Annotated in this window: 25 protein-coding genes; 9 read left to right on the forward strand and 16 right to left on the reverse strand. The window is 66.4% G+C overall.

Annotated elements, in window-relative coordinates:
- Position 1: 1 nt before the first annotated feature.
- From AC1DGP_RS02470 to AC1DGP_RS02515, 10 genes are all read right to left on the reverse strand, one after another.
- The gene (locus tag AC1DGP_RS02470) at positions 2-784 is read right to left on the reverse strand and encodes an enoyl-CoA hydratase/isomerase family protein (RefSeq protein WP_441478142.1); all 783 of its coding nucleotides are present in this window, start codon (positions 782-784) and stop codon (positions 2-4) included.
- A gap of 17 nt (positions 785-801) precedes the next feature.
- Positions 802-1,776, reverse strand: a complete 975-nt coding sequence (locus tag AC1DGP_RS02475; RefSeq protein WP_441504519.1) for an alpha-ketoacid dehydrogenase subunit beta — start codon at positions 1,774-1,776, stop codon at positions 802-804.
- Entirely contained in the window at positions 1,776-2,789 is a 1,014-nt protein-coding gene (locus AC1DGP_RS02480) for a thiamine pyrophosphate-dependent dehydrogenase E1 component subunit alpha (protein WP_441504520.1), read from the reverse strand. Before AC1DGP_RS02480 ends, AC1DGP_RS02475 begins: the two co-directional genes overlap by 1 nt.
- A 133-nt stretch (positions 2,790-2,922) precedes the next feature.
- The gene (locus tag AC1DGP_RS02485) at positions 2,923-4,281 is read right to left on the reverse strand and encodes an MmgE/PrpD family protein (RefSeq protein ID WP_441504521.1); all 1,359 of its coding nucleotides are present in this window, start codon (positions 4,279-4,281) and stop codon (positions 2,923-2,925) included.
- A gap of 18 nt (positions 4,282-4,299) precedes the next feature.
- Positions 4,300-5,031 (reverse strand): ABC transporter ATP-binding protein, encoded by a 732-nt coding sequence (locus AC1DGP_RS02490; RefSeq protein ID WP_441504522.1) that lies wholly within the window; start codon positions 5,029-5,031, stop codon positions 4,300-4,302.
- A complete protein-coding gene (locus AC1DGP_RS02495; RefSeq protein WP_441488420.1) occupies positions 5,028-5,780 on the reverse strand; it encodes an ABC transporter ATP-binding protein in 753 nt (250 codons plus the stop codon). Before AC1DGP_RS02495 ends, AC1DGP_RS02490 begins: the two co-directional genes overlap by 4 nt.
- Positions 5,773-6,561, reverse strand: coding sequence for an SDR family NAD(P)-dependent oxidoreductase (locus tag AC1DGP_RS02500; protein WP_441504523.1), 789 nt, complete (start codon positions 6,559-6,561; stop codon positions 5,773-5,775). The genes AC1DGP_RS02495 and AC1DGP_RS02500 overlap by 8 nt, the downstream gene beginning before the upstream one ends.
- Positions 6,558-7,556 (reverse strand): branched-chain amino acid ABC transporter permease, encoded by a 999-nt coding sequence (locus AC1DGP_RS02505; RefSeq protein WP_441504524.1) that lies wholly within the window; start codon positions 7,554-7,556, stop codon positions 6,558-6,560. Before AC1DGP_RS02505 ends, AC1DGP_RS02500 begins: the two co-directional genes overlap by 4 nt.
- Position 7,557: 1 nt before the next feature.
- Positions 7,558-8,460, reverse strand: a complete 903-nt coding sequence (locus AC1DGP_RS02510; protein ID WP_113517917.1) for a branched-chain amino acid ABC transporter permease — start codon at positions 8,458-8,460, stop codon at positions 7,558-7,560.
- 102 nt (positions 8,461-8,562) lie between these two features.
- Positions 8,563-9,822, reverse strand: coding sequence for an ABC transporter substrate-binding protein (locus tag AC1DGP_RS02515; protein ID WP_441504525.1), 1,260 nt, complete (start codon positions 9,820-9,822; stop codon positions 8,563-8,565).
- Between the two features lie 202 nt (positions 9,823-10,024).
- Here AC1DGP_RS02515 and AC1DGP_RS02520 point away from each other — a divergent pair, with 202 nt between their 5' ends.
- Positions 10,025-11,515, forward strand: a complete 1,491-nt coding sequence (locus tag AC1DGP_RS02520) for an AMP-binding protein (protein WP_441504526.1) — start codon at positions 10,025-10,027, stop codon at positions 11,513-11,515.
- A gap of 55 nt (positions 11,516-11,570) precedes the next feature.
- Complete coding sequence (locus tag AC1DGP_RS02525) at positions 11,571-12,209, forward strand: TetR/AcrR family transcriptional regulator (protein ID WP_441504527.1); 639 nt, start codon at positions 11,571-11,573, stop codon at positions 12,207-12,209.
- Positions 12,210-12,297: 88 nt separating this feature from the next.
- Here the strand turns inward: AC1DGP_RS02525 and AC1DGP_RS02530 are convergent, their stop codons facing one another.
- Positions 12,298-13,239 (reverse strand): LysR family transcriptional regulator ArgP, encoded by a 942-nt coding sequence (locus tag AC1DGP_RS02530; protein WP_441488426.1) that lies wholly within the window; start codon positions 13,237-13,239, stop codon positions 12,298-12,300.
- 69 nt (positions 13,240-13,308) lie between these two features.
- On the opposite strand from AC1DGP_RS02530, the gene AC1DGP_RS02535 reads away from it, so the two are divergent.
- Positions 13,309-13,947, forward strand: a complete 639-nt coding sequence (locus AC1DGP_RS02535; RefSeq protein WP_441504528.1) for a LysE/ArgO family amino acid transporter — start codon at positions 13,309-13,311, stop codon at positions 13,945-13,947.
- Between the two features lie 151 nt (positions 13,948-14,098).
- Positions 14,099-14,560, forward strand: coding sequence for a DUF6894 family protein (locus AC1DGP_RS02540; RefSeq protein ID WP_441504529.1), 462 nt, complete (start codon positions 14,099-14,101; stop codon positions 14,558-14,560).
- 144 nt (positions 14,561-14,704) lie between these two features.
- Here AC1DGP_RS02540 and AC1DGP_RS02545 read toward each other — a convergent pair whose 3' ends face one another.
- Positions 14,705-15,730, reverse strand: coding sequence for an extracellular catalytic domain type 1 short-chain-length polyhydroxyalkanoate depolymerase (locus AC1DGP_RS02545; protein ID WP_441504847.1), 1,026 nt, complete (start codon positions 15,728-15,730; stop codon positions 14,705-14,707).
- Between AC1DGP_RS02545 and AC1DGP_RS02550 the strand changes: the two genes are divergently transcribed.
- Positions 15,624-15,896: a hypothetical protein gene (locus AC1DGP_RS02550; protein WP_441504862.1), complete on the forward strand. Its 273-nt coding sequence runs from the start codon at positions 15,624-15,626 to the stop codon at positions 15,894-15,896. The genes AC1DGP_RS02545 and AC1DGP_RS02550 overlap by 107 nt on opposite strands.
- Before the next feature lie 47 nt (positions 15,897-15,943).
- On the opposite strand, the gene AC1DGP_RS02555 is transcribed toward AC1DGP_RS02550, so the two are convergent.
- Both AC1DGP_RS02555 and AC1DGP_RS02560 read right to left on the reverse strand, forming a co-directional pair.
- On the reverse strand, positions 15,944-16,600 hold the full coding sequence (locus AC1DGP_RS02555; RefSeq protein WP_441504530.1) for a hypothetical protein: 657 nt from the start codon (positions 16,598-16,600) through the stop codon (positions 15,944-15,946).
- Between the two features lie 52 nt (positions 16,601-16,652).
- Positions 16,653-16,991 (reverse strand): hypothetical protein, encoded by a 339-nt coding sequence (locus AC1DGP_RS02560; RefSeq protein WP_441504531.1) that lies wholly within the window; start codon positions 16,989-16,991, stop codon positions 16,653-16,655.
- Positions 16,992-17,390: 399 nt separating this feature from the next.
- Here AC1DGP_RS02560 and AC1DGP_RS02565 point away from each other — a divergent pair, with 399 nt between their 5' ends.
- Positions 17,391-17,573: a DUF3606 domain-containing protein gene (locus tag AC1DGP_RS02565; protein ID WP_441504532.1), complete on the forward strand. Its 183-nt coding sequence runs from the start codon at positions 17,391-17,393 to the stop codon at positions 17,571-17,573.
- Positions 17,574-18,013: 440 nt separating this feature from the next.
- Here AC1DGP_RS02565 and AC1DGP_RS02570 read toward each other — a convergent pair whose 3' ends face one another.
- Entirely contained in the window at positions 18,014-18,337 is a 324-nt protein-coding gene (locus tag AC1DGP_RS02570) for a hypothetical protein (RefSeq protein WP_441488432.1), read from the reverse strand.
- Positions 18,338-18,438: 101 nt separating this feature from the next.
- The gene (locus AC1DGP_RS02575; RefSeq protein ID WP_476831711.1) at positions 18,439-19,338 is read right to left on the reverse strand and encodes a LysR family transcriptional regulator; all 900 of its coding nucleotides are present in this window, start codon (positions 19,336-19,338) and stop codon (positions 18,439-18,441) included.
- 165 nt (positions 19,339-19,503) lie between these two features.
- Between AC1DGP_RS02575 and AC1DGP_RS02580 the strand changes: the two genes are divergently transcribed.
- The 3 genes from AC1DGP_RS02580 to AC1DGP_RS02590 all read left to right on the forward strand — a co-directional run bounded on the left by AC1DGP_RS02580 (position 19,504) and on the right by AC1DGP_RS02590 (position 24,249).
- Positions 19,504-21,624, forward strand: coding sequence for a hydantoinase/oxoprolinase family protein (locus tag AC1DGP_RS02580; RefSeq protein ID WP_441504534.1), 2,121 nt, complete (start codon positions 19,504-19,506; stop codon positions 21,622-21,624).
- Positions 21,621-23,342 carry a hydantoinase B/oxoprolinase family protein gene (locus tag AC1DGP_RS02585; RefSeq protein ID WP_441504848.1) on the forward strand — a complete coding sequence of 574 codons (1,722 nt, stop codon included), beginning with the start codon at positions 21,621-21,623 and terminating at the stop codon, positions 23,340-23,342. Before AC1DGP_RS02580 ends, AC1DGP_RS02585 begins: the two co-directional genes overlap by 4 nt.
- Before the next feature lie 91 nt (positions 23,343-23,433).
- On the forward strand, positions 23,434-24,249 hold the full coding sequence (locus AC1DGP_RS02590) for an NAD-dependent epimerase/dehydratase family protein (protein WP_441504535.1): 816 nt from the start codon (positions 23,434-23,436) through the stop codon (positions 24,247-24,249).
- Positions 24,250-24,289 lie beyond the last annotated feature (40 nt).

Consider the following 24,289-nt stretch of genomic DNA (forward strand, 5'->3'; position numbering starts at 1 on the left):
GTCACACGCCCCGGAAGCTGGCTTGGCGCTTCTGCAGGAAGGCCTGGCAGCCTTCATGTGCGTCGGCGGAATCGAGCACGAGGCCGATCATCGCCTGCTCATGGCGCAGCGCCGAGGGCAGCGGCATATCCGCACCGTCATTGAGCGTGCGCTTCAGGAGTTTCAGGACGAGCGGGGATTTGGTCGCGATGCTGGCCGCAAGCGCCAGCGCCTGGTCGAGCAGTTCGGCATCGGGCACTACGCGGTTGATCAAGCCGAGCCGCTCCGCCTCGGCCGCATCGATGCGGCCGCCGGTGAACATCAGCTCCTTCGCCCGGCACAGCGGGATCTGGCGGATCAGCCGCTGAGAGCCGCCTGCGCCGGGGAACAGGCCCAGATTGATCTCGGGCAGGCCGAACTTGGCCGAGCTCGCGGCAAGGCGAATATCGAGGCAGAGCAGCAATTCGGTGCCGCCGCCCAGCGCCCAGCCGTTCACCGCGGCGATCGTCGGCTTGTCCAGCGTCTCGATGCGGCGGAAGACGCTGTGCAGCCGCTCGCCGAGCTCGAGATAATGCGGCAGGCCCTGGCGGCTATCGAGATCGGCGATATCGCCGCCGGCGACGAAGGCGCGCTCGCCGGCTCCGGTCAGGACGACGACCTTGACCAGCGGATCGGCCCCGGCGCGGCCCACGGCCTCGTCGAGCGCCGCAAGCGTCGCCATGTCGAGCGCATTCAGCGTCGCTGGCCGATTGATCGTGATCAGGGCGGTGGCGTCACGGCGCTCATAGAGAATGCTGTCGGACACGGGTGTTCCTCTCGATCTCAGGCGAGTGTGCGGCGCACGGCTTGCACCACCCGCTCGGCGGAAGGCAGGTAGGCCGTCTCCAACCCCTTGGAGAACGGCACCGGCATGAAGGGTGCGCCGACCCGTACGATCGGCCCGTCGAGTTCGTCGAAACCGATATCGGCCATCCGGGCGACGATCTCGGCGCCGACGCCAAAGGCCTCGACGGCCTCGTGCACCACGACGAGGCGATGGGTTTTGGCGAGCGAGCGCAGGACGGCCTGCTCGTCCCAGGGCTGGATGCTGCGCAGGTCCAGGATTTCGGCCTCGACGCCCTCCCCCGCGAGCTGGGAGGCAGCGGCCAGGGCCGTGTGGACGGCGGCGCCATAGGCAATGATGCTGACATCCCTGCCCTCGCGCAGCGTCGCCGCCTGGCCGAGCGGGATGACCGGCAGCTCGGCCGGCACGTCGGCCTTCATGGCGTAGAGCGCCTTGTTCTCGACGAAGACGACCGGGTCGGGATCGGCGATCGCGGCGCGCAGCAGGCCATAGGCGCTGGCCGGGTCGGAGGGGCAAACGACCTTCAGCCCCGGCACATGGGCAAACCAGGCCTCCAGGCATTGCGAATGCTGGGGGCCGGCGCCAAGGCCGCCGCCATGCGGCGTGCGCAGCACCATCGGCACGGAGCTCTGGCCGCCGAACATGAAGCGCGCCTTGGCTGCCTGGTTCACCATCGCGTCCATGACCAGCGTGGTGAAATCCATGAACATGATCTCGACGACCGGCCTGAGGCCGCTGAGCGCGGCTCCCACGGCGGCACCCGCGATCGCGGCCTCGGAGATCGGCGTATCGACGATGCGTTCGGCACCGAAGCGCTCGCGCAGGCCGCGGCTGGCCCCGAAGGCGCCGCCGGCCTCGGAGACATCCTCGCCGATCAGGATGACGGTGGGGTCGGCCGCCATCGCGTCGGCCAAGGCGAGGTTGATCGCCTTGAGATAACGAAGCTCCGGCATCAGTGTGCCTCCATCCCGGCTGGCGCCGCTGTGTAGACATCCGCGAGCGCAGCCTCGAAACCGGGGCCAGGTGCCGCGCGCGCCGCCTCGACCGCGGCATGAATGCGCGCCTTGACCTCTTCGGTGATGCTGGCCAAGGCGTCCTCGGCGATGCCGGCCTCAACCAGCTGCGTCGCGGTGATCCGCAGCGGGTCGCGTTCGCTCAGCGCAGCGAGGTCGGCGGCATCACGGTATTTCTGGGCATCGCCCTCGAAATGGCCACGCACGCGCGTCGTCATGCATTCGAGGATGCGCGGGCCGTCCGCCCGGACCTCGGGCACGATCCGCGCGGCGGCCTCGGCAACGGCAGCGACATCGTTGCCGTCGACCAGGACATGCGGGATCCGGTAGGCGGCGGCCAGATCCTTCAATGCAAAGGAGAGCTGCTTCGAGGTCGGCAGGAATTCGCCCCAGCCATTGTTCTCGCAGACGAAGAGCATGGGCAGCCGCCAGAGCGCCGCCATGTTCAGGCATTCATGCACGAGGCCCTCGGCCAGCGCCCCGTCACCGAAGAAGGCAACCGCGATCGCGCCGTTCTTCTGCGTCCGATGCGCGAGCGCGCTGCCGAGCGCGATCGAGAGCCCGGCCCCGACAATGCCGTTGGCGCCAAGCATGCCGACCGACATGTCGGCGACATGCATCGAGCCGCCGCGGCCGCGGCAGAGCCCGGTATCCCGGGCCAGCAGTTCCGCAAAGAACCCGTCGAGCGAAAGCCCCTTGGCGATGGCATGGCCGTGGCCGCGATGGGTCGAGGCGATCGTATCCTGCGCCGTCAGGGCCGCCATGACGCCAACCGACACCGCCTCCTGGCCGATGCTCAGATGGATGAAACCCGGCACCTCGCCATCGGCGAACATCGCGCTCAGCCGCTCTTCGCTGCAGCGGATCAGCACCAGCGAACGATAGAGCGCGAGCAACCCGTGGGCGGCGTTGTGGCCGGCCGGCGCGACGGAAGGGTCCAATGGTTCTGTCATGAAGCTCTCAATCACCAGGAGTCGCATTTAACATAAAATGATTTATGAGTCATAATTCATTTTTTGAGAATGCAACTGCTTCGATGCCAGGACGTTGATGCGAAGCGGGTCACGCCAAGTGGATCACGCCGGGCTACGCCGCCCGGCGCCGGCCTTCGATCTCCGAGAAGAGCCCGACGACCTCCGCGATGGCGCCATGCGGCAGGGCATCGACGACGGCCTCGATCCGCTCGAACAGAGATCGCGGCAGCCCCTGCTCGCTGCCGATGCGACCGAGCAATTCACGCAAGGTCGCGCGATCGAAGGCATAGTCGGCGGGCGTCATCCGCTGTTCATGGATCAGGGTCTCGCCGTCCAGCGTGTCGGCCTCGAGCACTGCGCTGAGCACCGGCACGCCGGGATCGGTGACGAGCGCGATCCTCTCGACCAGCGCATTCACCGCGGCATCGTCATAGGTCGTCATCTGCCGCGTGCTCGGCGCGCCGTGGACCAGGGTCGTGGCAATGCAGAACGGAATGCTCATCAGCGTGCCTGAAATCGAGCTGAACGGGCCGGTCGCATCCATGCCGGCATAACCGGTCTCATAGGGGTTCATCCGCACGCGCACCGCCGCGAGCGGCCTGCTAGCCAGCACCTCGCGCAGGGCGAGCGCACCGGTCACCGGCGTCTGGTTGAAAGCGCAAACCGGAAAGGGCTTGAAGGTGACGCGCAGGATCGCCCAGTCGCGGCCGAGGCTGGCGGCGAGACCGGCCGGCGCCTCCACCCCGGCAAAGCTGCGCGCGAGCCCCGCCCTGCCCTCCACGGCATGCGGCGCGGAGACCGAGCCGGCCGCGGCAAGCTCGGCGGCGGCCAGGCCGTTGCGGGCGACGATGCCGACCTGGTAGCGCCATTCGTCGGTGCCGTCGGCAAAGGATTGCAGGACGCCGCCGGTGAACGAGACGGCATTGGCCAGCGCTGCCGCGAGCGTCGCCTCGTCAAGCTCCATCAGCGTGCCGGCCGCAGCCGCAGCCGCAACGGTGCCATAGGTCGCGGAGGAGCGGAACCCGGCCGGCGTCGTGCGGCCGGCGAAGGCCTGCTCCAGCAAGCCGCCAGCCTCGTAGCCCGCGACCAGCGCCGGAAGCAGCCTTGCAAGCGGATAGGCCCTGGCCTCGATCATCGCCAGCAGCATCGGGATCAGGATCGTGCCGAAATGCGCCGCCCCGCAGGTATCCTCCTGGGCCCGGCCATGGAACAGCGCTGCATTGGCGAGGCAGGCAGCGCCGATCGTGCTGCGCCTGCCATCGCCGAGCAGGGTCGCCCCGTGGGCGATCTCGCCATCGAGCGCCAGGGCGGCCTTGCGCGCCACCGGCGCATAGGGCGTATCGAAGCCATTGACCGCCATGCCGAGCGCATTGACGAGGCAGGACCGGGCCTTGGCCACAACCTCGGGCGGCAGGGTCTCCGTGCGCAGCTGCACGACAAAACGGGCGATCTCGCGGGTGAGCGTCGGCACGAGCAATCTCCTGGGCGATCAGAGCGCGAGATAACGCTGGCGGATGTCGTCATTCGCCTTCAGGGCCGCGATCGAGCCCTTGAAGACGATCTGGCCCTTGTCGATCACGGTCGCGTCCGTCGCGAGGCCGAGGCAGAAATGCATGTTCTGCTCGGCGATCAGGATCGTGACGCCGGTCTGGCGCAGCGTGCGGATCAGCTCGCCGATGCGCTGCACGATGATGGGCGCGAGGCCTTCGCTGGGCTCGTCCAGAAGCAGCACCGAGGGGTTGCCCATCAGCATGCGGGCGATCGCGAGCATCTGCTGCTCGCCGCCTGAGAGGCGCCCGGCCATGCGCTGGCGCAGGGGCACGAGCAGCGGGAACACCTCGTAGATGCGTTCGAGGTTCCACTCGTCCCGCCCATCGGGGCCCTTCTTCGCGGCGATCAGCAGGTTGTCCTCGACGCTGTGCTGCGGAAAGACCTGCCTGTCCTCGGGCACGAAGCCGAGCCCGGCGCAGGCGATGCGATGCGGTTTCTGGCGCGTCGTCTCGGCGCCGTTCAGGCGCACGCTGCCGCGCCGCGGCGGGGCAAGACCGGCGATCGCCTTCATCGTCGTGCTCTTGCCGGCGCCGTTGCGGCCGAGCAGCGCCATGGTCTGGCCCTGCTCGACGGAAAAGCCGACACCGAACAGGATCTGGCTCGCCCCATAGAAGACGTCGACGCCGGACAGCGCGATGACCGCAGGGCTGGTGACGGAACCGCCGCTCATGCCGCCACCTCATGCTCGCTGCCGAGATAGGCCTCGATCACGGCCGGATTGGTCCGGATCTGCTGCGGCGTGCCTTCCGCCAGAACCCGGCCATAGCTCAGGACGCGGATCGACGGGGCGATCTTGAAGACGATGTCCATGTCGTGCTCGATGAAGACCACGGTCATCTTCTGCCGTTCCCAGAGCTCATGGACCTTGTCGATGACGCGCCAGCGTTCCTCGGGGCCCATGCCGGCGGTCGGCTCGTCGAGCAGGAGCACGCGCGGCTCGAGCACCAGGGCAAGCGCGATATCGAGCAGCTTCTGGTCGCCATGCGAGAGATTGGCCGAGAGGATGTGGCGCTTGTCGTGAAGCCCGACCATCGCGACGCAATGGCCGGCATGGGCGCGCGTCGAGGCGAGCGGGAAACGCGTGCCGAGGCGGCCCGCGTGGCGGTGATGCGCGGAGACCGCGGCCAGCAGGGTTTCCTCGACCGTCAGCGACGGGAAGATGCTCGCGACCTGGAAGGCCCGCCCGACCCCGCGCCGGACGATCTCACCGATGCTCAATCCGACGAGGTTCTGGCCATCGAGCCGGATCTCGCCGCTATCGGGCCGGATCGCCCCCGAGAGCTGGTTGAAGAAGGTGCTCTTTCCCGCGCCGTTCGGCCCGATGATCGCGGTCAGCGAGGCGGTCTCGAAGGTCAGCGTGACGTCGTCGGTCGCGCGCACCCCGCCAAAGGCCTTCACCAGATTGCGGATCTCAAGCATCGCTGCCGTTCCCCGGATCGCGGAAGCCGCCATAGCTGTGCCAGGAGGTGCCCGCGAGCCAGCCGCAATCGACGGGAACGTCGATGCCCGTGATCGCGGACGCGTCGGGCGAGGCCAGGAAGGCGACGACGCGCGCGACCTCGTCAGGCTCGACCAGGCGGCCGAGCGCTGCGCTGCCKACGAGGTTGGTGATGTCGCGCTCACCCTTGTCGATCGCGGCCTGCAATGCCGGCGTGCGGGTATAGCCCGGCGAGACGCTGTTGACGCGGACCTGGGCTGGTCCCCATTCGGCGGCGAGCCCGCGCGTGATCGCGATGACGGCGGCCTTGGCCGGCGCATAGGCGTGAAGCGGGACCGAGCGCGAGCCGGTGATCGAGGCGATGTTGACGATGCTGCCGGCGCGACGCGTCAGCATCGCCGCCCCGAAGACGACGCAGGCCAGATAGGTCCCGCGCTGGTCGATATGGATGACATGGTCCCAGACCGCCATCGGCAGCTCGGTCGGCCGCAGGGGCGGCTGCAGCACGCCGGCGCTGTTGACAAGAATGCCGACCGGGCCGATCTCGGCCTCGATCCGCGCCGCCACGCGCCGCAGCCCCTCCTCGTCGCCGACATCGCCCTGGACGGCGTGGCCGCCGAGCTCGGCGGCGACGCTTTCCGCCAGCGCCAGGTCGCGGTCTAGGATCACGATCCGGGCGCCGCGCTTGGCCAGTTCGCGGCAGCAGGCGGCGCCGATGCCACTTGCGCCCCCGGTGACGACGGCGATGGTCTTCTCGGTCATGTCGACGTCCCCTTCACTGCGACGGGAGCAGGCGTGGCGGCACCGCGCGTGCGCCGCGCCGCCAGCCATTCCATCACGAAATCCAGCAGGCCTTTGCGCAGGCCGAGCGCGAAGAGCAGGATGACCGAGCCGAGCACGAGCCCGTGATGCTCGGCCGTGCGCGTGACGAAATCGTTCAGCAGCAGCAGGATTCCGGTTCCGACCAGCGGCCCGAGGAAGTTTGCCGTGCCGCCGAGCATGACGATGAAGACGGCCTCGCCCGACATCGTCCAGAAGGCGAACTCGGGATAGGCGCCCGAGACGAACAGACTCATGATCACGCCGCCGAGGCTGGCGAAGGCGCCGGCGAGAACGAAGGCGGTCAGCCTCGTGCGATAGACATTGATGCCGAGAAAGCCAGCGCGGGTGGCGTTGTCGCGGACCATGCGCAGCGCATAGCCGAAGGGCGAGGACACGATGTGCCGCATCGCCAGGAGCCCGAGCACCAGCAGCGCGGCGCTGAACAGATAGAGCTGCTTCTGGTCGGAGAGGTTGATGCCGAGGAAGGCCGGGCGCGGGATGCCGCCGCGCAGGCCCTGGTCGCCACCGGTGACCGGCACCCAGGCGATGATCATGCTGTGGATCAGCATCTGGAAGGCCAGCGTCACGAAGGCGAAATAGATCTCCTTCAGCCGCACGCAGATCGCGCCGACGACGAGCGCGACCAGCGCCGAGATGCAGAGCGTCAGCAGGACGGCGAGCGGGATCGGCATGCCGGTGCGCTGCATCAGGATGCCGAAGCTGTAGGCGCCCATGCCGAAGAACAGGCCATGGCCGAAGGAGACCATGCCGCCATAGCCGACGAGCAGGTTGAGCGAGGTCGCAAACAGGCCGAGCGCGGCGCAGCGGATGACGAAATCGATCAGCGCGCTGCTGCTGGTGATGAGCGGCAGGATGGCCAGGACGAGGAAACCGGCAAGGGCGAGCGCGGCGTCGCGAAGGGCTGGGCGGGTCATCTCAGGCCGCCTCGCGTCCGAACAGGCCGGTCGGCTTCACGATGAGGACGAGCGCCATGCAAAGATACATCAGAGCCTCGGTGAAGAGCGGAAAGCCGAGCGCGCCAAAGGCCCTGATCAGCCCGATCAGGATCGCGCCGACCAGCGCGCCCATGATCGAGCCCATGCCGCCGATCACGGTGACGATGAAGGACTCGATCAGGATCGAGAAGCCCATGCCCGGCGTCAGCGAACGGACCGGCGCAGCAAGCCCGCCGGCGAGACCCGCGAGCAGGCAGCCGAGCGCAAACAGGGCCGTGAAGAGCAGGCCGGTATTGATGCCCAGCACGGAGACCATCGCCGGGTTGTGAGCAGCCGCACGGATCGTCTTGCCGATCCTCGTCTTCGCGATGGCCAGGCCGAGCACCCCCGCCATCAGCAGCGCCGCGGCGATCAGGAACAGATAGAAGGGCGGAACGACCCCGCCCATGATGAAGAGCGGCGGCACCTGGAAGGCCGGCGGCATGCCCATGGCGCGGAATTCCGGCCCCCAGACGATCCGCACGAGATCGTCGAGGATCAGCACCAGCGCGTAGCAGACGAGCAGCTGCATCAGGACGTTGCCGCCATAGATGCGCTGCATGAAGAAGCGCTCGATGACGATCCCGATCAGGCAGGTCCCGACCGCGGCACCGAGCAGTGCGAGCGCATAGCTCTGCGTCGCCTGGAACACCGTCATCGCGAGATAGGCGCCGATCATGTAGAAGGCGCCATGGCTGAAGTTCACGATCTTCATCACGCCGAAGATCAGCGTCAGCCCGACCGCGACGAGGAAGAGCAGCATCCCGATAATGAAGCCGCTCGTCGCCTGCGTCACGAGGCAGGATGACGAGGACAGGCAGTCCGTCAGGGCGTTGAGGTCCATCGCGCGCTCGCCGGGAGGAAATGGGCCGGGCCGCGCGCCAGGGCGCGGCCGGATCTGATGGGACGCAGGCGTCGGGTCGACCCCGACGGATCAGGACGGGCTTCAGACGAAGCCCTTGTCCTTCTTCCACTCGGCCTCGAGCTCGAAGATGCGCTGCCAGGACACGCTCTTCATCTCGGGAACATAGGGCTCCTTGGCGATCGTCGTGCCCCAGCCGACGGCATAGTCGACGAGCGTCTGGTCGTCGGCCCGCATCGTGACCTTGCCCTCGGCGCCAAAGGGCGACTCGATCGTCAAGCCGCGCAGGACCTCGGCCAGCTTCTTGCCGTCGGCCGAATTCGCCTTCTTCGCGGCAGCGGCGAGGAAATTGACCGCCAAGGCGTTCTGCCAGGCCCAGTTGGTCGGGTACTCGCCATATTTCGCGCGATAGGCGTCGCCCCAAGCGGCGTTCTGGGGCGTCGCCGGGAAGGTCTTGATGTAGCGATTGCCGGAATGGATGCCGGGCGGCAGGTTCTTGACCGTGGTCAGCGCCGTGTAATCGGCCATGTTGACCGCGAAGAACTGCATCTGCGCGAAGAGCGCATAGATGCCGGCCTGGTCGATGAAGGAGGTCAGGTCGCCGCCCCAGAGGCAGGAATAGAGCGCCTGCGGCTTGGCCTGCAGCAGCTTGGTGATCGACTCGGTATAGTCGGGCTGGAAGATCTTCGGCCAGGATTCCGCGACGACCTCGGCCTTGGGCGCGAAACGCTTGAGATACATCACGAATTCGGCGGTCGTATCGCGGCCGTAGGCGTAGTCCGGCGAGCAGGTCGCCCAGCGCGTCAGCCCCTTGGCATTGACGATCTCGGCCGCATAGGTTCCGCCCGCGACGGAATCATGGATGCCCTGGCGCGCGCAACGGAAGGCGTTCGGCAGTTTGAGCTTGGGATCGGCCGTCAGGGACGAGGTTTCGGAATTGCTGTGAATGCAGAGAACGCCGAGATCGCGCGCCACCTCATGGACGGCGAAGGCGCCGGTCGAGGCTTCCGCGTCGATCAGGATCTCGCAGCCGTCGGAATTGACCAGTTCGCGGGCGACGCGGGCGGCCTCCTGCGGCTGCCCCTTGGTGTCGCGCACCACGAGCTCGATCGGCCGGCCGGCAAGCCCGCCGGCGGCATTGGCCTTCTCGACCTCCATCTGCGCGGCATTGCGCGAGGATGTGCCGAGCTGGGCGACGCGCCCCGACAAAATGGTCGGCATGCCCACCTTGACGGCCTTGGCCTGGGCGCGGGCGACCCAGGGCGCGGCCATCACGCCGGCGGCTCCGGCCGTCAGCGCCAGAACGGCGCGCCGATTCATCGGCAAGGACGGTGTTTTGGTCATCACGCTTCTCCCTGGGGCCTTTGGCCGTTTCCTTTCCGGGTTGATCCGGAAGGCGGCATCTTGTCGGCGCCGCTGTGCGGCACGCGCTTCTTGCAGCGATATTCGGCAGCCGCCGGGGTGACGTCAAGAGAAAAATGAATTACGAGTCATAAATCAGAAAAAGGAGATGGCGAGGCCTCGCGAGCTTTGCCAAGAGGGTGGAATGATCAATCTCTCGAGCTTCGTCCGCTACCACGCGAGCCGGACGCCGGACCGTACCGCTGTCATCTTCGACGAGGCCCGCATCTCCTATGGCGCGCTTGCCGGGCGGGTCGCGCGGAGCGCCGGCTGGATTGCCGCGCGCGGCATCGTGGCGGGCGATGTCGTTGCCGTGCTGATGAAGAACAGCGCCGCCTTCGTCGAGCTGGCGATCGCGGTCGGGCATCTCGGCGCCGTCTTCCTGCCGATCAATTTCCGCCTCTCCGCCGACGAGGTGCGCTACATCGTCGAGGATTCCGGCGCCAGGCTGCTGATCGCCGATGAGGAGCTTGCAGCCTCGGCCCGCGAGGCCGGCCCGGTCGTCCTGGTCGATGCGGCAGCGCGCGCCGACAGCACGCGGCTCGGCTCCGGGGCTGCGCCTGCCGATCCGGTGCCGCGCAAGCCGTCCGACCTGTTTCGGCTGATGTACACGTCGGGGACCACCGACCGCCCCAAGGGCGTGATGCACAGCTACGAGAATTTCTACTGGAAATGCAGCGACCATATCGTGGCGCTTGGCCTCACCCGGGAGGACCGGCTTCTCGTCGTCGGGCCGCTCTACCATGTCGGAGCCTTCGACCTGCCCGGCCTGGCCGTGCTCTGGGTCGGCGGCATCCTGTGCATCCAGCGCGAGTTCTCGCCGGTTGCCGCGCTCCAGGCGATTGGCAGGGAACGGTTGAACTGCGCCTGGCTCGCCCCCGTGATGATGAGCGCGATGCTCGCAGCCACGGAAGAGGTAGGCCAGGATCTGTCCAGCCTGCGCTGGGTCATCGGCGGTGGCGAGCGCACGCCCGAGGCGCGCATCCGCAGCTTCAGCGCCGCCTTCCCCAATGCCCGCTATATCGACGCCTACGGCCTGACGGAGACCTGCAGCGGCGATACGCTGATGGAGGCAGGTCGCGAGATCGAGAAGATCGGCTCTGTCGGCCGGGCGCTTGCCCATGTCGAAATCCAGATCAGGGACGAGGCCGGCAGGGTCCTGCCGCCGGGCGCGACCGGAGAGATCTGCCTGCGCGGCGCCAAGATCACCAGCGGCTACTGGAACGATGCGGCCAAGACCGAAGCCGCGTTCTACGGCGACTGGTTCCGCAGCGGCGACATGGGCTATCTCGACCCGGACGGCTTCCTCTATCTGACCGACCGCATGAAGGACATGATCATCTCCGGCGGCGAGAATATCGCCTCCTCGGAGGTCGAGCGCGCCATCTTCGAGCTGCCGCAGGTGCGCGAGGTCGCGGTGATCGGCGCGCCCGACGAACGCTGGGGCGAAAGGCCGGTTGCCTTCGTCGTTCTCGAGCCCGGCAGCGCCCTCACCCTCGATGCGCTCGCCGCCCATTGCCGCAGCCGGCTCGCCGCCTTCAAGGCCCCGCGCCAGCTGATCCTGCGGGAAAGCCTGCCGCGCAATCCATCGGGCAAGATCCTGAAGCGGGTCCTCCGCGACGAGTTGCGATCCTAGCCCGATCTGCGAGTTTGATCACACGTCAGCCCAAGAGCCCCGGATACGAGACCGCATGACGACACAAGCCCGTGCGAGCAGCAGCGCAAAACGCCCGAAGCTGACCCGCAGCGAGAAGAATGACGACGTCAAACGCCGCCTGTTCGGCGCCGCGGCGAAGGTCGTCGGCAAATACGGCTATGCCGAGGCCTCGGTGGCCCGCATCACGGACCTGGCGGGCGTGGCGCAGGGAACCTTCTACAATCATTTCGAGAACCGGCAGGAACTGCTCGAGCAATTGCTGCCGGTCATCGGCCAGCACATGGTCGACTTCATCCGCGAGAAGATCGAGGCGTCAGCCTCCGAGCTCGAGAAGGAGGTCGCCCGCTTTCGCGCCTTCTTCGAATTCCTGCAGGATACACCTGAATTCCTGCGCATCCTGAACGAGGCCGAGGTTTTCGCGCCGCTCGGCTACCAGCAGCATCTCGACAATATCTCCGCGGCCTATGTGCGGCTGCTCAAGCGCGCACGCGGCCCCGGCAAGATCGGCGACTACAGCGACGAAGAGCTGGAGGTCATCGTCCATATCCTGATGGGTGCACGCGGCTATCTCAGCCGGCGCTATGCCTATGGCGAGGACGGCGTGAACCCCGTCCCCGAGCATGTCATCACCGCCTATGAGAAGCTGATGCGCTCAGGCCTGATCGAGGGATAGGCCGCGAACGCCGCCGGCCGGTCGGATCATCATGCCGTGTTTGCATCGGCTTTACCGAAAACCGCGATCCACTTTTCGGGCCGATGCTTTAGGGCCGTTCGGCGGGGCAGCTGCCCGGCCCGCGTCCTTCGTTTCCGGCCCTGGCCAGTTCGAGCGCGCTGATCGACCGGACGCAATGCGTCAGCCGGTCGAGCAGTCGCGCGGCCAGGCGCGTGCGCTGCCAGTACAGCGTGACGGAGATAGGCCGATGCGGCGGCAGCTCCACCAGGCGACCGGCATCGAGATGCGGCGTTGCCAGCGGCAGCGGCGTCATCGACCAGCCCAACCCGGCCAGCGTCATGTCCAGCATGCCCTGGGTCGAGGGTATCCAATGGACGGGGGGCGAAACCGGCGTCCCCCAGGACTGCCGCACCCAGCGCGCCTGCAACTCGTCGCGACGGTCGAAGCGCAGCATCGGCGCTTCCTGAAGGCTCGCGGCATCGACGCCGTCGGGAAAGAACCGGCTGATGAAGCCGGGGCTGGCCGTCGCCACATAGTCGATGGCGCCGAGCGGATAGATCTTGCAACCGGGAACGGGGGCGGGATCGGCCGTCACAGCCGCCAGAACCTCTCCCGTGCGTAGCCGCTCGGCCGTATGGGCCTCATCATCCATGACGAGGTCGAGCATCGCACCGGTCTGCGCCGCGAACTGTGCCGCCGCCCGGGGAAACCAGGTGCTGACGCTGTCGGCATTGACGGCGACCCTGACCGTGGTCGCGCCGGGCTCCTGAACCGCCAGTCCCGGCAGATCATGGACGACTTCGCCTTCGAGCAGCCGAACCTGCTCGACATGGGCGCAGAGCTTGGCGCCGATCTCGGTCGGGCGACAGGGAACGCCCCTTGTCAGCAGGATCGCGCCGAGCCGTTCCTCCAACCCCTTCACACGCTGAGACACAGCCGATGGCGTGACGCCGAGCGCCACTGCGGCCTTCTCGAAACTGCCCTCGCGGGCGACGGCAGCGACGGCCGCCAGGGACGCATAGTCCAGCATTAACTTGCCTAATTCATGATTAGCTTCTTTAGCTAGACTACATCGGCAGTCGCGCGCATCAAGGCCGGCATGACCAGCTCTCTCATGCCCTCTCTTTTGCCCGCCTTCGCCAAGGGTTTTGCCCTTTCCGCCGGCCTGATCATGGCCATCGGCGCCCAGAACATGTTCGTGCTGCGCCAGGGGCTCAAACGGGAGCATGTCTGGCCTATCGTCCTGTTCTGCGCGGCGGCCGACGCTGCGCTGATCGTGGCAGGCGTCAGCGGCCTCGGCAGCGCACTCGCCCTCATTCCCGGCCTGTCGCTCGGCCTCAGCCTGGGTGGCGCGGCCTTTCTCAGCTGGTACGGCGTTTCGGCGCTCAGGCGGGCCGCCAACCCTTCCGTCCTCCTTGTCGAGCAACAAGGCGGCATGACGCTCGGCGCAGCGCTGGCCGGCACCGCCGCCTTCACCTTCCTCAACCCTCACGTCTATATCGACACGGTCATGCTCATGGGGGCCGTCGGGACGAGCCTTCCGCCGATCGAGCGGCCTCCGTTCATGGCCGGCGCGGCGATTGCCAGCTTTGCCTGGTTCGCTTCGCTTGGCTTCGGCGCGCGCTTCCTCGCCCCGCTCCTGTCCCGGCCCGCCTCCTGGCGCGTTCTCGACCTCGGCATCGGCGCGATGATGCTGGCGCTCGCGGCAAGCCTGCTCCGCGACGCGCTGATCCCCTGACCCAACGCCCTCGCCGAGCGGCCCACTCCGCGGAAAAGGCGGGAGCGCCCTAACAAAATTCGCATTCCCTTCCCCCCGACCGGGAACGGGCAGTGTTCTGGCACGTTCTCAAACAGGAGCCCGCCCATCTCTCCTTCGCCAGGAGCGGAGCATGAGCCGTTATTTCTTCGACAGCACGGATGGCGACTTCGTCGATATCGACGAGGACGGAATCGAACTTGCCAGCGACGGAGAAGCGCGGCTGTCGGCTTTGGACGCCTTGCCCGACATGGCCCGCGCGGTGATGCCAAACGGCGACTGTCGGTTGTTCGTGGTCAGCGTCCGCCGGGACGATGGCGGCGTCATATATCGGGCGAGCATGGAACTCTTGGGTGAGCGGACCGAACGCTGGACCGCAACGGAGGTCGACATGGCGAAGGCAGATCAAGACAAGCCGACCGGACAGCCCGGCAGGACAAGCGATAGCCGCCCACGGCCGGGGACAGGCATACCCACGGACGATCGGGCGAAGCCGGCGGCGGACGCGAATGTCGTTGCGCCAGCAAAGGGCGATCCAAAGCCCTCCAGTTCACCGAGCGCCCTCGACCCTGGGCGTCCCGTGAAGAAGAACTGATTGCGGTGGCGATGGACCTTGCGATGGCGGTGGAACACTCGGGATTCTGCGAGTGGACGGGTTTGGTGGCATGCCAGCCCGACCATGACAGAGGTCCGCTTCCCGGCTGCGCCGACGGACCTGCGTCAGGACGCGTATCAGGCCTCAAGCCGGACTGAAGCTCTTCCCTTTGGAAGCGGTTGGTCGTCGGGCCTCGGGTGCACGTAGCGCCGTCTTGATCTTTAGCCTTCGAACGAGGAAGAAGCGCGCCATCTCCTTGGAGGCGTCGGGTCCGGCACTGTCCGTAAGCGCCCCAAAGACTTTGCCGCCGGACCAGGCGTGTCCAGTACCATGGACAAGCCATGTCTCCAGCAGGACATCGCCGCCAAGGGGACGGTAGCTTGTTCGGGTGAAATCACGCCCTCGATCAGATCGTCCGGTGCGGGTCTCGACCGCAAGCGTCGATCCGCAGGACTGTCGCAATCGATGGACAAAGCCGTCCGCATTCGCCGGATGTACCGTCGTGTCGCGATCGCCGTGAAAGAGGATCGTCGGAGGCGGCTGGGCGATCTGTCCGGTCGGAGCCGGAGGATTTGATCCTGGCCCCTGCCGCATGGCCAGGCGGGCTTGCGTCAGGCCGCTGACGGCCTCGCCCGAGAGGCCGGAATGGACGCCTACCGCGGCATAGAGATCGGGATACGCCGCGCCAGCGATCGCCGCTGCCGCGCCTCCCGCGGAGATGCCCGCAATATACACGCGCGTGGGGTTACCCTTGCAGAGGGTGAGCACGTTTCGCGTCAGCGCCGCGATCATCGCGGGTTCGCCGGAGCCCCGCTTTTGATTGGCAGGCCGATGCCAGTTCCAGCAGCGTGCCATATTGGCCGACGCCGCCTGCTCGGGATACAGCACGAGGAAGCCGAGTTCGTCCGCGACATCGTTCATGCCTGTTCCGGACGCGAAGTCCGAAGCCGATTGAGTGCAACCATGGAGCATGACCAACAGGGGCAAGCGCCTGCGGGTTGAGCCAATGGGCGTGTAGAGCTTGTAGCGCAGTGTGCCCTTGGCTCCACTGAATCGATCGCTGATGAAACTGCCCGCCGCGGGTCTGCGCGGCGGAACCGCGCTCCGTTTGGCCGTTTTGGTGGTCTTCTTGGCGCGTGCCGGCTTCGGCAGCTTTGTCAGCTTTCGGATGAGGGCAGTTGAGCGGGCCGCGCTCCTGTTTGCGGCGCGCGTTGCTCTCAACAGCGATCGAAAAGGATTTCTCAGGCGCAGATCCCCTGCCGGGCGCTTTCAACTGCGCATGAGAGCCCAACCGTTCACGGCTCGAAATGATCCCGCACTGCAGCATTGTTTTTGAACGGCGCACCACTCCCGTCCCCTCGTCAGCGATCGGTCGCTGCCGCGCTAAGGAACGACCGGGAGATCCCCTGGATTCACCGCCCCGAGCTGGCTGTGAAAGGTCAGCGTCCGGTCGAAACTCTGTTGTTGCGAAACCCCGGAAATGACGTGTTCGCCGGTGTCGTAGACCGTTCGCCTAGTTCCATCATCGATGACCAGGCGCCGCGCTGTCGGGAAGAACGCATACCGCATGTCGTTTTGGCTACCAGCCGTTGCCGCGTCCCCAAATTCTGCTGGCCAGCTCCTGGATTCCCGGTCTTTCCGCGCCTCGGCTTCGTTTGCGGCATGTGGCGCTTCCATCGCGCCTTCGCCGCGCCGAAGCGCGTCCGCCAGATCCCCAAGAACACCGTCGAATTTCGCCTTGGTCGCAGTATTGAACATGTCACCGATCATGCTCATTCCGCCGGTCGACCATTGGGCCATGCCGCCGAAGGCAGGGTGAGAAAACTGGGCCATCGTCCCCCGACCTCGACGAAGCGCTGCCAACGCCGCCTCCACAGCGTCGACGGCGACCCCATGATTCTGCGCCGTCCGTGTGATCAGGTCAGATGTCCCGTCCGCCAGTCCCTCCTCGGACGGGCGGGCATCGGTTCGGGATGTAAAATCCTGCTCGGGGGGAAGAGGGTTTCCGTGTCCGTCTTTCACCATGACGTCGTCCTCCATCTAGCACACCAAAGGGCCGGTCGGAACGCGGTCTCAGTCGATCTCGAGACGGTCACTGGTCCGAGAGCGTAACCCACGCCATGGCTGATCCCTGGACCAGTCTCGCCCGTGCGACGGCGCAATCCTCGACATAGAGCCGTCGCGCTGCCGACGTGTTGCGCAGCCCATGATCCGAGAGCCATTTCAGGAGCGGGGTGCGCCGAACCGTCACGATCTGGATTGCCATTCCCGCGTTCAAGAACCGGGAATAGACGCCCGAAGCACGCTGGTGCCACTCGGAGTAGGACCGCGGCAAAACTGCTCGGTCTTCCGCAAGCGCCCAGAGTTCATCGAAATCCGACTGCTTGTACCAGGGAAGCGCAAGCCGATAGGTTTCAGACGGTGTATCCATGAAAACGTCTACCTACCTCGTGCGCATATCCTAATAGTGAACGCTTGATCGAGCTTTCATTCGATACTCGAAAGATGTGTCAGAAGAGAGTCCCTCCCTTCTTCGGATTGTCTGGCCAACAATTCGATCGACGATCCGATGGCCGGCGCAGTCGTCTCCACGAAAGGGGAACCGCTGTTCAAGTCCTTTGTTCCCACCGGCTGATCCATCAAGAATCCGCGAGTCCATTACAGCCCGCGCAGAATCACGCCCAGTCGCTCGTTACCGCACCAGAGCGAGGCGCCCTTGCGTACGAGTGCGCTTCAGCCGCAAGGCCGAGCCAGAACGCCACAGGAAGCGTTCGTCGCTGAGGAACATCGTTGCGACATTGCGGTTCCATGGGGCTCCAAGGAGGTTACCATGCCGGACGATCTTACCAACCGCGACGCGCAAGACCGCGCCCGCATCAATCTGAATGAACCTCACGACGTCAAATACTGGACCCAAAAATGGGGCGTGAGCCTTGAGCAATTGAAGATGGCCGTTGCAAAGGCGGGCTCACGCTCGGCCGCGGTCGCGAAGCTATTGGGCCGACCCCTCTAGCGCATCGCAGGGAGTAGGCCTTTTCCGCGTCGGCAGTCGCCAAACGTCCGCCGGTCAGCGACCCTTCCGGAACACTCTCTGTGGGTGCGGGTTCAAAGGCCTCCACCGGGAGAGATCATCATGGGTCGCGGTATTTTGCTTTGGATGCTCGGCATTCCTCTTCCGCTCATCATCCTCCTCGCGTTCTTTCGGTAGCGACCTGAAGCGTCGTTCGATCGCCACATGACGTTCGGACGCTGGCCGCGCATCGCTGGATTTGTGCGATCACTCGACGTTTCCGCTGACTGCGGAAACGTCACGGGGACCATTATGGATGTCGGCTGGTTCCTGGCTCGCGTCCGAGACGCCAGTGCAGACTCGCGGCGCGTCGCCCCAGCAACGACCGTGTGAAGTCAGCCTCGACCGCCTGCCGAAATCGGGGCGCAACGTCCCGGCCCGCATCAGGGAGCGTGATTGCGTCGTCGTTGCCACCACGCCCGCAGCCTGATCCATAGATTCACGGTGGCAAGAGCAAAGCGCGCCATCGGCTTTCTCAATGGCGGGAAGTCTGCGGCGATCAGCAACAGGCCAAGAGGCAGCATCCAAAGCCCGAGCGCGGGTAAGATCGAAAAGATGCCGCCGACGATCAGGAGAAGCCCCACGGGCAGTCGAACCCAACGCGAGGCCGGGTGCCGCAGCCAACGCAATGTTGCTGAGAACCGCTCTGGAACCTCCCGCTCGATGTGCTTGAATGCCCGCCGGAGTTCCTGCTTCCCCTCGTCCATCATGCCTCCCGAACGCTCGCGCCGGTGGACAACGCGCGACGCCGGAGTTCGTTCATCGCACGGGCGCAGCCGACCTGGTCTCAGCATTGACGATCAACCGGTCAGGCCGCGTTCGGCTTCCAGTCGGCGACCGCGACGGCGAGTTCCGCCGCGGCCTCGACGATCGGCCGCGCCGGCATCGTCACATAGGATGCGGTGAAACTCATCGGGGTCGGCACCCAATCGCAGTTGAGGGCGACGAGTTCGCCGGATTCGACGAAGCGCTCGACCAGCGGCGACGGCAAGGTCGCGATGCCGAGGCCATCCAGCGTCATGTTCAGGCAGGCCGCCAGATTACTCGACGAGACCGGGCGGCTGAGCCGGCTGCTGTTGCGCTTGAAGTAGTCGACGACCTCCGCATAGGGCCGCGTGTTCTTGGCATGGGTCAGGATCGGAAACCGGGCGAGGTCATCGGCCTCGACGGGGTCGGGCAAGGCTGCGGCAAACCGGGGGGCAGCGACCCAGGGCAGCGCCACCGTCCCCAGCGGCAGATTGGTGACAGAAAGGTCGGAGATCGGCCCGTTGAGGAAGGCAATGTCGAGTGAGCCGTCCATGAGGTTGCGCTGGAGATTGCAGGTCAGGTCGACACTCAGCTCGACCACGACCTCGGGAAAGCGCACGGCCATCTCGCGCAGGAAGCGATGCAGCCAGGTCTGGGCCACGGTTTCCGCGACGCCGAGCTTCAGGATGGATTGCCGGCTCGCCGCATCGCCCGCCTGGAGCAGCGCCTCGGTCGCCTCGAGCGCCCGCGCCGCGAGCGGAAGCACGCTCTTGCCTTGATCCGTCAGCACGACCGATCCGGCATCGCGTTCGAACAGGCGCAGGTTCAGGACCGTCTCGAGCGCCGATATCCGCGCCGAAATATTCGGCTGCGTCGTGTTCATCTGTTCGGCGACGCGGCGGAAATTCCTGAGCGAGGCCAGCCGGACGAAGGTTTCGATCTGCTTGAGCGTGATCTGCATCGAGAACCCCGGTCTGCGCCGCCTGGGACCGCGCCACAGGATCAATATTTTCTATCATCACGAGACAATCAAATAATTAGACGTGATCATCGATCGCGGCCATCTTTTTGGAGGTTCGGCTCTCCCGCAGCGCCGGGCATCTCCTTGCACTGAAAGGTGGTTTCGATGAGGGGCGCTGCATCCTCCCAAGGCAATCTGGGCGCCGATATTGGCGGCACTTTCACGGATGTCGTGCTGGAAATCGGGGGCGAAAGTTACTCCGCCAAGGTGCTGACCACCTATGACGCACCCGAGCGCGCCATCATCGAGGGCATGCACCGCGTCTGCGCCAAGGCGGGCGTGACGCCCGCCGCCATCGGCCGGATCATCCACGGCACGACGCTTGCGACCAACGCTCTGATCGAACGCCGCGGCGCGAAGACGGCGCTGATCACGACCGAAGGTTTTCGCGACGTGATCGAGATGCGGACCGAAAGCCGGTTCGAGCAATACGACCTCAACCTGACGCTGCCCCAGCCCCTGCTGCCGCGCAACCGGCGCTACACGCTGCGCGAGCGCGTCGCGGCCAGCGGCAAGACGCTGATCCCGCTCCGGCGCACGGATATCGTCGCGCTGGCCGAGCAGATCGCAGAAGCGGGCTATGAGAGCGTCGCGGTCGGGCTGATCCATTCCTATCTCGACCCCAGCCATGAGCGGCTGGTCCGCGAGGTGCTGCTGGAGCGGATGCCGGGTCTTGCGGTCTCGATCTCGTCGGAGGTGTCGCCGCAGATGCGCGAATACGAGCGCTTCAACACGGTGGTGGCCAATGCCTATGTCAAGCCGATGATGAAGCGCTATCTCGCCAGCCTGGCCGCAAGACTGGCTGGCGAAGGTGCGGACTGCCCGATATTCCTGATGCATTCCGGCGGCGGCATCATGTCGCTCGAAGGGGCGGCGGAGTTCCCGGTTCGCCTCGTCGAATCCGGCCCGGCCGGCGGCGCGATCTATGCCGCCGATGTCGCCGCGCGCTTCGGCCTCGACCGGGTGCTCTCCTTCGACATGGGTGGGACGACGGCCAAGATCTGCCTGATCAAGAACCAGACACCGAAGACGAGCCGGGTCTTCGAGGTGGCACGGAGCTACCGCTTCAAGAAGGGCTCGGGCATGCCGATCTCGATCCCGGTGATCGACATGGTCGAGATCGGCGCTGGCGGCGGCTCGCTCGCCCAGGTCGATTCGATGCGCCAGATCCGCGTCGGGCCGGAGAGCGCCGGCTCGGAGCCCGGCCCCGCCTGCTATGGCCGCGGCGGCACACGGCCCGCCGTGACCGATGCCGACCTCCTGCTCGGCAAGATCGACCCTGCCAATTTCGCCGGCGGCAGCATGGAGCTGGACACAGCCGCCTCGCGCACAGCCGTGACGGCTGCGATCGGCGAACGGCTCGGGATGAGCGGCGAAACCGCCGCCTTCGGCATCGTCGAGGTCGTCGACGAGAACATGGCGAATGCCGCCCGCGTCCACGCCGTCGAGAATGGCGATGATCTCTCCGGCTATACAATGATCGCCTTCGGCGGCGCGGCGCCGCTCCATGCCGGACGGCTCTGCGAGAAGCTCGGCATTGCGCGCCTGCTGGTGCCGCCCGGGGCCGGTGTCGGCTCGGCCATCGGCTTCCTGCGGGCGCCGTTCAGCTTCGAGGCGACGCGCAGCGTCTATATGCGCCTGGCGGATTTCGACGCCTCGCTGGTGCGCGGCCTGCTCGCAGAACTCGAAAGCGAGGCTACGAGCTTCGTCCGCTCCTGCGACGCGCAGGCGCCGCTCAGCGTCGAGACCAAGGTCTATATGCGCTATGTCGGCCAAGGCTGGGAAATCCCGATCGATGTCAGCCGGGCCGCACCGACGATCGATGCCTATCGCGACCTGTTCGAGGCCGAATACGCCAAGCTGTTCTCAAGGACCGTCCAAGGTCTGGACATAGAGATCACCGTCTGGGCGGTGAATGCGAGCACGGCGAAGACGGTGCCGGTGCGGGCCGAGGGGCTGGGCGCCCTGGCGCCGCTGACGGCGACCGCACAGCGCGAGGTCTTCGACCCTGCGCTCGGCGTTCGGGTGACGGCCGGCGTGTTCGCGCGCTCGGAGGTCGCAATCGGCCGGCTCGTGGCCGGCCCCTGCGTCATCGTCGAGGATGAAACCACGATCATCGTGCCGGCCGGCTGCGCGGCGACCTGCCGCTCGGATGGTTGCATCGAAGTCTTCAAGCAGAGCACCGACGCGGTGGAAGCCCGTCTCGCCGACATGATCGAGGCCTGACCATGATGACGCTCTCCACCGTCTCGCTGCAGGTGATGTGGAACCGCCTGATCTCGATCGTCGAGGAGCAGGCCCAGGCCCTGATCCGCACGGCCTTCTCGACCTCGGTGCGCGAGGCAGGCGACCTCTCGGCCGGCGTCTACAACCGGGCCGGGCTGATGCTGGCCCAGGCCGTGACCGGCACGCCGGGCCATGTCAACGCCATGGCCGACGCGGTCGCGCATTTCATCCGTGAGATCGGCCCCGGCAACATCCTCGAAGGCGATATCTACATCACCAACGACCCCTGGATGGGGACCGGGCACCTGCACGACATCACCGTGGTGACGCCCTCCTTCTACCGGGGGAGGCATGTCGGCTTCTTCGCCTGCACGGCCCATGTCGTCGATATCGGCGGCCGCGGCTTCGGGGCGGACGCCAATTCGGTCTATGAGGAAGGCCTCTATATCCCGATCATGAAATTCGCCGACCAGGGCAAGGTCGACCAGCCCTTCGTCAGGCTGGTGCGCGGCAATATCCGCGAACCCGACCAGGTCGTCGGCGACATCTTCGCGCTGGCGACCTGCAACGATGTCGGCCATCGCCGGCTGACCGGCATGCTCGACGAATTCGCCCTCGACGGACTGGAGCAGGTCGGCGATTTCATCCTCGAGAACTCGCGACGGGCGACACTGGAGAAGATCGCGGCGCTCAAGCCCGGCGCAGCCGAGGGCGCCATGCTCAGCGACGGCTTCGCTACGCCGATCCTGCTCAAGGTCAAGGTCACGATCGGCGCCGACGAGGTTTGCGTCGATTTCGCGGGCTCGTCGGGCGTCGACCCCAAGGGCATCAACTGCCCGATGGTCTATTCCAAGGCCTATGCCTGCTATGCCTTGAAATGCGCGATTGCGCCCGAGATCCCCAATAATGCGGCCTCCCTCGAGCCCTTCCGCATCACGGCTCCGGAGAACACCATCGTCAACGCGCTGCATCCGGCGCCCGTCGCGCTGCGCCATGTCATCGGCCATCTCATCCCCGACACGGTCTATGATGCGCTCGACAAGCTCCTGCCCAGGACCGTTCCAGCCGAAGGCGCAGGACCGCTCTGCAATTTCCAGGTCTCGCTGCGTCCGGCCTCGGAGGCGGCGCGTCTTTCCGGGGCGAGGCGCGCCGAGGTCTTGATGTTCAATTGCGGCGGATCGGGCGCACGCCCGACGCTCGACGGCATGAACACCACCGCCTTCCCCTCAGGCGTCATGACCATGCCGATCGAGGCAACCGAGCATGCCGGCCCGATCATCATCTGGCGCAAGGAATTGCGGCCCGATTCCGGCGGCGCCGGCCGCTTTCGCGGCGGGCTCGGCCAGTTCATGGAGGTCGGCGCGGTCGAGGGCCATGTCTTCGACATGTCCGCGATGTTCGACCGCGTGAAGCATCCGCCGCGCGGGCGCCTTGGCGGAGCCGATGGCGGCGCGACCGAAATCCGCCTCGACGACGGCAGGGCCATGGCCGGCAAGGGGCGTCAGGCCGTTCCCGAGGGCCGCAAGGTCATGCTGTCGCTTCCCGGTGGCGCCGGTTACGGCCCGGCCGCCGAGCGCAGCCGCGCCGCGGTGTTGCGCGACCTTGCGCTCGGCTATGTCTCGGCCGAGATGGCCAAGGCCGCATATGACGTCAGCGACGCCGAGATCGCGGCGGTCGAAGCCGGACTGAAGCGCGGCGAACTGCCCTCCCCCGGATGACGCCGTGCCACGAGATCCGGAACGCCGATTCTCCCCATCGCCGCCGCGCTGGCCTGGTGCGGCGGTCAGCCTGTGACGACGCGAGGACCGCATGCCCCATTATGACCGCATCCTGATCACCGGCGCGGCCGGCCGCCTCGGCTCTCATCTTCGCACCGGGCTTGCGCATCTCGCCGGGACGATCCGTGTCGCCGATCGCGAGCCGCTCGGCCCGCTTGCCTCCCATGAGGAACAGGCGATCTTCGATCTTGCGGATATGGAGGCGACGATCGCGGCGACCGAGGGTTGCGATGCCATCGTCCATTTCGGCGGCGCGCCGACCGAGCGGGACTGGCAGACCATCCTCGATTCCAGCATTCGCGCCTCCTACCACATCTATGAGGGCGCCCGGAAACACGGGATCAAACGCGTCGTCTATGCCTCATCCGTCCATGCGATCGGCTTCCATGAGATCGGCGCGCAGATATCGGTCGATGCGCCGGTTCGGCCTGACTGCCTCTACGGCGTCGGCAAGACCTTCGTGGAAAGCCTGAGCCGGCTCTATTGGGACAAGTTCGGCATCGAGACGGCGTGCCTGCGCATCTTCTCGTCCTTCCCCGAGCCCGTCGACCGGCGGATGCTGTGGTCCTATCTCTCCTTCGCCGACTGCGTGCGCCTCGTCGAAGCCTCGCTGACGGCGCCTTTCGTCGGCCACACCATCTCCTTCGGCACCTCGGACAACACGGTGAAGGCGGTCGACAATAGCGGCGCCAACCATCTCGGCTATCACCCGCAGGACAGCTCGGAGCCGTTTCGCGGCAAGGTCGAGGCGAATGCGCCGGCTCTCGACCCCAAGTCTCCGACGGGCCGCTATCTCGGCGGCAAGTTCTGCGAGATGGGCCACCCCGACGACGAAGCGAAGGCCTGACATCTGCGGGCGCCCTCCGCGCCTGCACAATGTTGCGCCT

It is taken from the genome of Allobosea sp. 05T433 (assembly GCF_056396065.1).

Coding starts and splice junctions, on each gene's coding strand:
- AC1DGP_RS02510 (WP_113517917.1), bottom strand. CDS start 8,460: ATGGACCTCAACGCCCTGACGGACTGCCTGTCCTCGTCATCCTGCCTC.
- AC1DGP_RS02560 (WP_441504531.1), bottom strand. CDS start 16,991: ATGGATACACCGTCTGAAACCTATCGGCTTGCGCTTCCCTGGTACAAG.
- AC1DGP_RS02565 (WP_441504532.1), top strand. CDS start 17,391: ATGCCGGACGATCTTACCAACCGCGACGCGCAAGACCGCGCCCGCATC.
- AC1DGP_RS02570 (WP_441488432.1), bottom strand. CDS start 18,337: ATGGACGAGGGGAAGCAGGAACTCCGGCGGGCATTCAAGCACATCGAG.
- AC1DGP_RS02520 (WP_441504526.1), top strand. CDS start 10,025: ATGATCAATCTCTCGAGCTTCGTCCGCTACCACGCGAGCCGGACGCCG.
- AC1DGP_RS02525 (WP_441504527.1), top strand. CDS start 11,571: ATGACGACACAAGCCCGTGCGAGCAGCAGCGCAAAACGCCCGAAGCTG.
- AC1DGP_RS02575 (WP_476831711.1), bottom strand. CDS start 19,338: ATGCAGATCACGCTCAAGCAGATCGAAACCTTCGTCCGGCTGGCCTCG.
- AC1DGP_RS02580 (WP_441504534.1), top strand. CDS start 19,504: ATGAGGGGCGCTGCATCCTCCCAAGGCAATCTGGGCGCCGATATTGGC.
- AC1DGP_RS02535 (WP_441504528.1), top strand. CDS start 13,309: ATGACCAGCTCTCTCATGCCCTCTCTTTTGCCCGCCTTCGCCAAGGGT.
- AC1DGP_RS02555 (WP_441504530.1), bottom strand. CDS start 16,600: ATGGAGGACGACGTCATGGTGAAAGACGGACACGGAAACCCTCTTCCC.
- AC1DGP_RS02480 (WP_441504520.1), bottom strand. CDS start 2,789: ATGACAGAACCATTGGACCCTTCCGTCGCGCCGGCCGGCCACAACGCC.
- AC1DGP_RS02505 (WP_441504524.1), bottom strand. CDS start 7,556: ATGACCCGCCCAGCCCTTCGCGACGCCGCGCTCGCCCTTGCCGGTTTC.
- AC1DGP_RS02475 (WP_441504519.1), bottom strand. CDS start 1,776: ATGCCGGAGCTTCGTTATCTCAAGGCGATCAACCTCGCCTTGGCCGAC.
- AC1DGP_RS02540 (WP_441504529.1), top strand. CDS start 14,099: ATGAGCCGTTATTTCTTCGACAGCACGGATGGCGACTTCGTCGATATC.
- AC1DGP_RS02530 (WP_441488426.1), bottom strand. CDS start 13,239: ATGCTGGACTATGCGTCCCTGGCGGCCGTCGCTGCCGTCGCCCGCGAG.
- AC1DGP_RS02590 (WP_441504535.1), top strand. CDS start 23,434: ATGCCCCATTATGACCGCATCCTGATCACCGGCGCGGCCGGCCGCCTC.
- AC1DGP_RS02495 (WP_441488420.1), bottom strand. CDS start 5,780: ATGCTTGAGATCCGCAATCTGGTGAAGGCCTTTGGCGGGGTGCGCGCG.
- AC1DGP_RS02515 (WP_441504525.1), bottom strand. CDS start 9,822: ATGACCAAAACACCGTCCTTGCCGATGAATCGGCGCGCCGTTCTGGCG.
- AC1DGP_RS02490 (WP_441504522.1), bottom strand. CDS start 5,031: ATGAGCGGCGGTTCCGTCACCAGCCCTGCGGTCATCGCGCTGTCCGGC.
- AC1DGP_RS02550 (WP_441504862.1), top strand. CDS start 15,624: ATGAAACTGCCCGCCGCGGGTCTGCGCGGCGGAACCGCGCTCCGTTTG.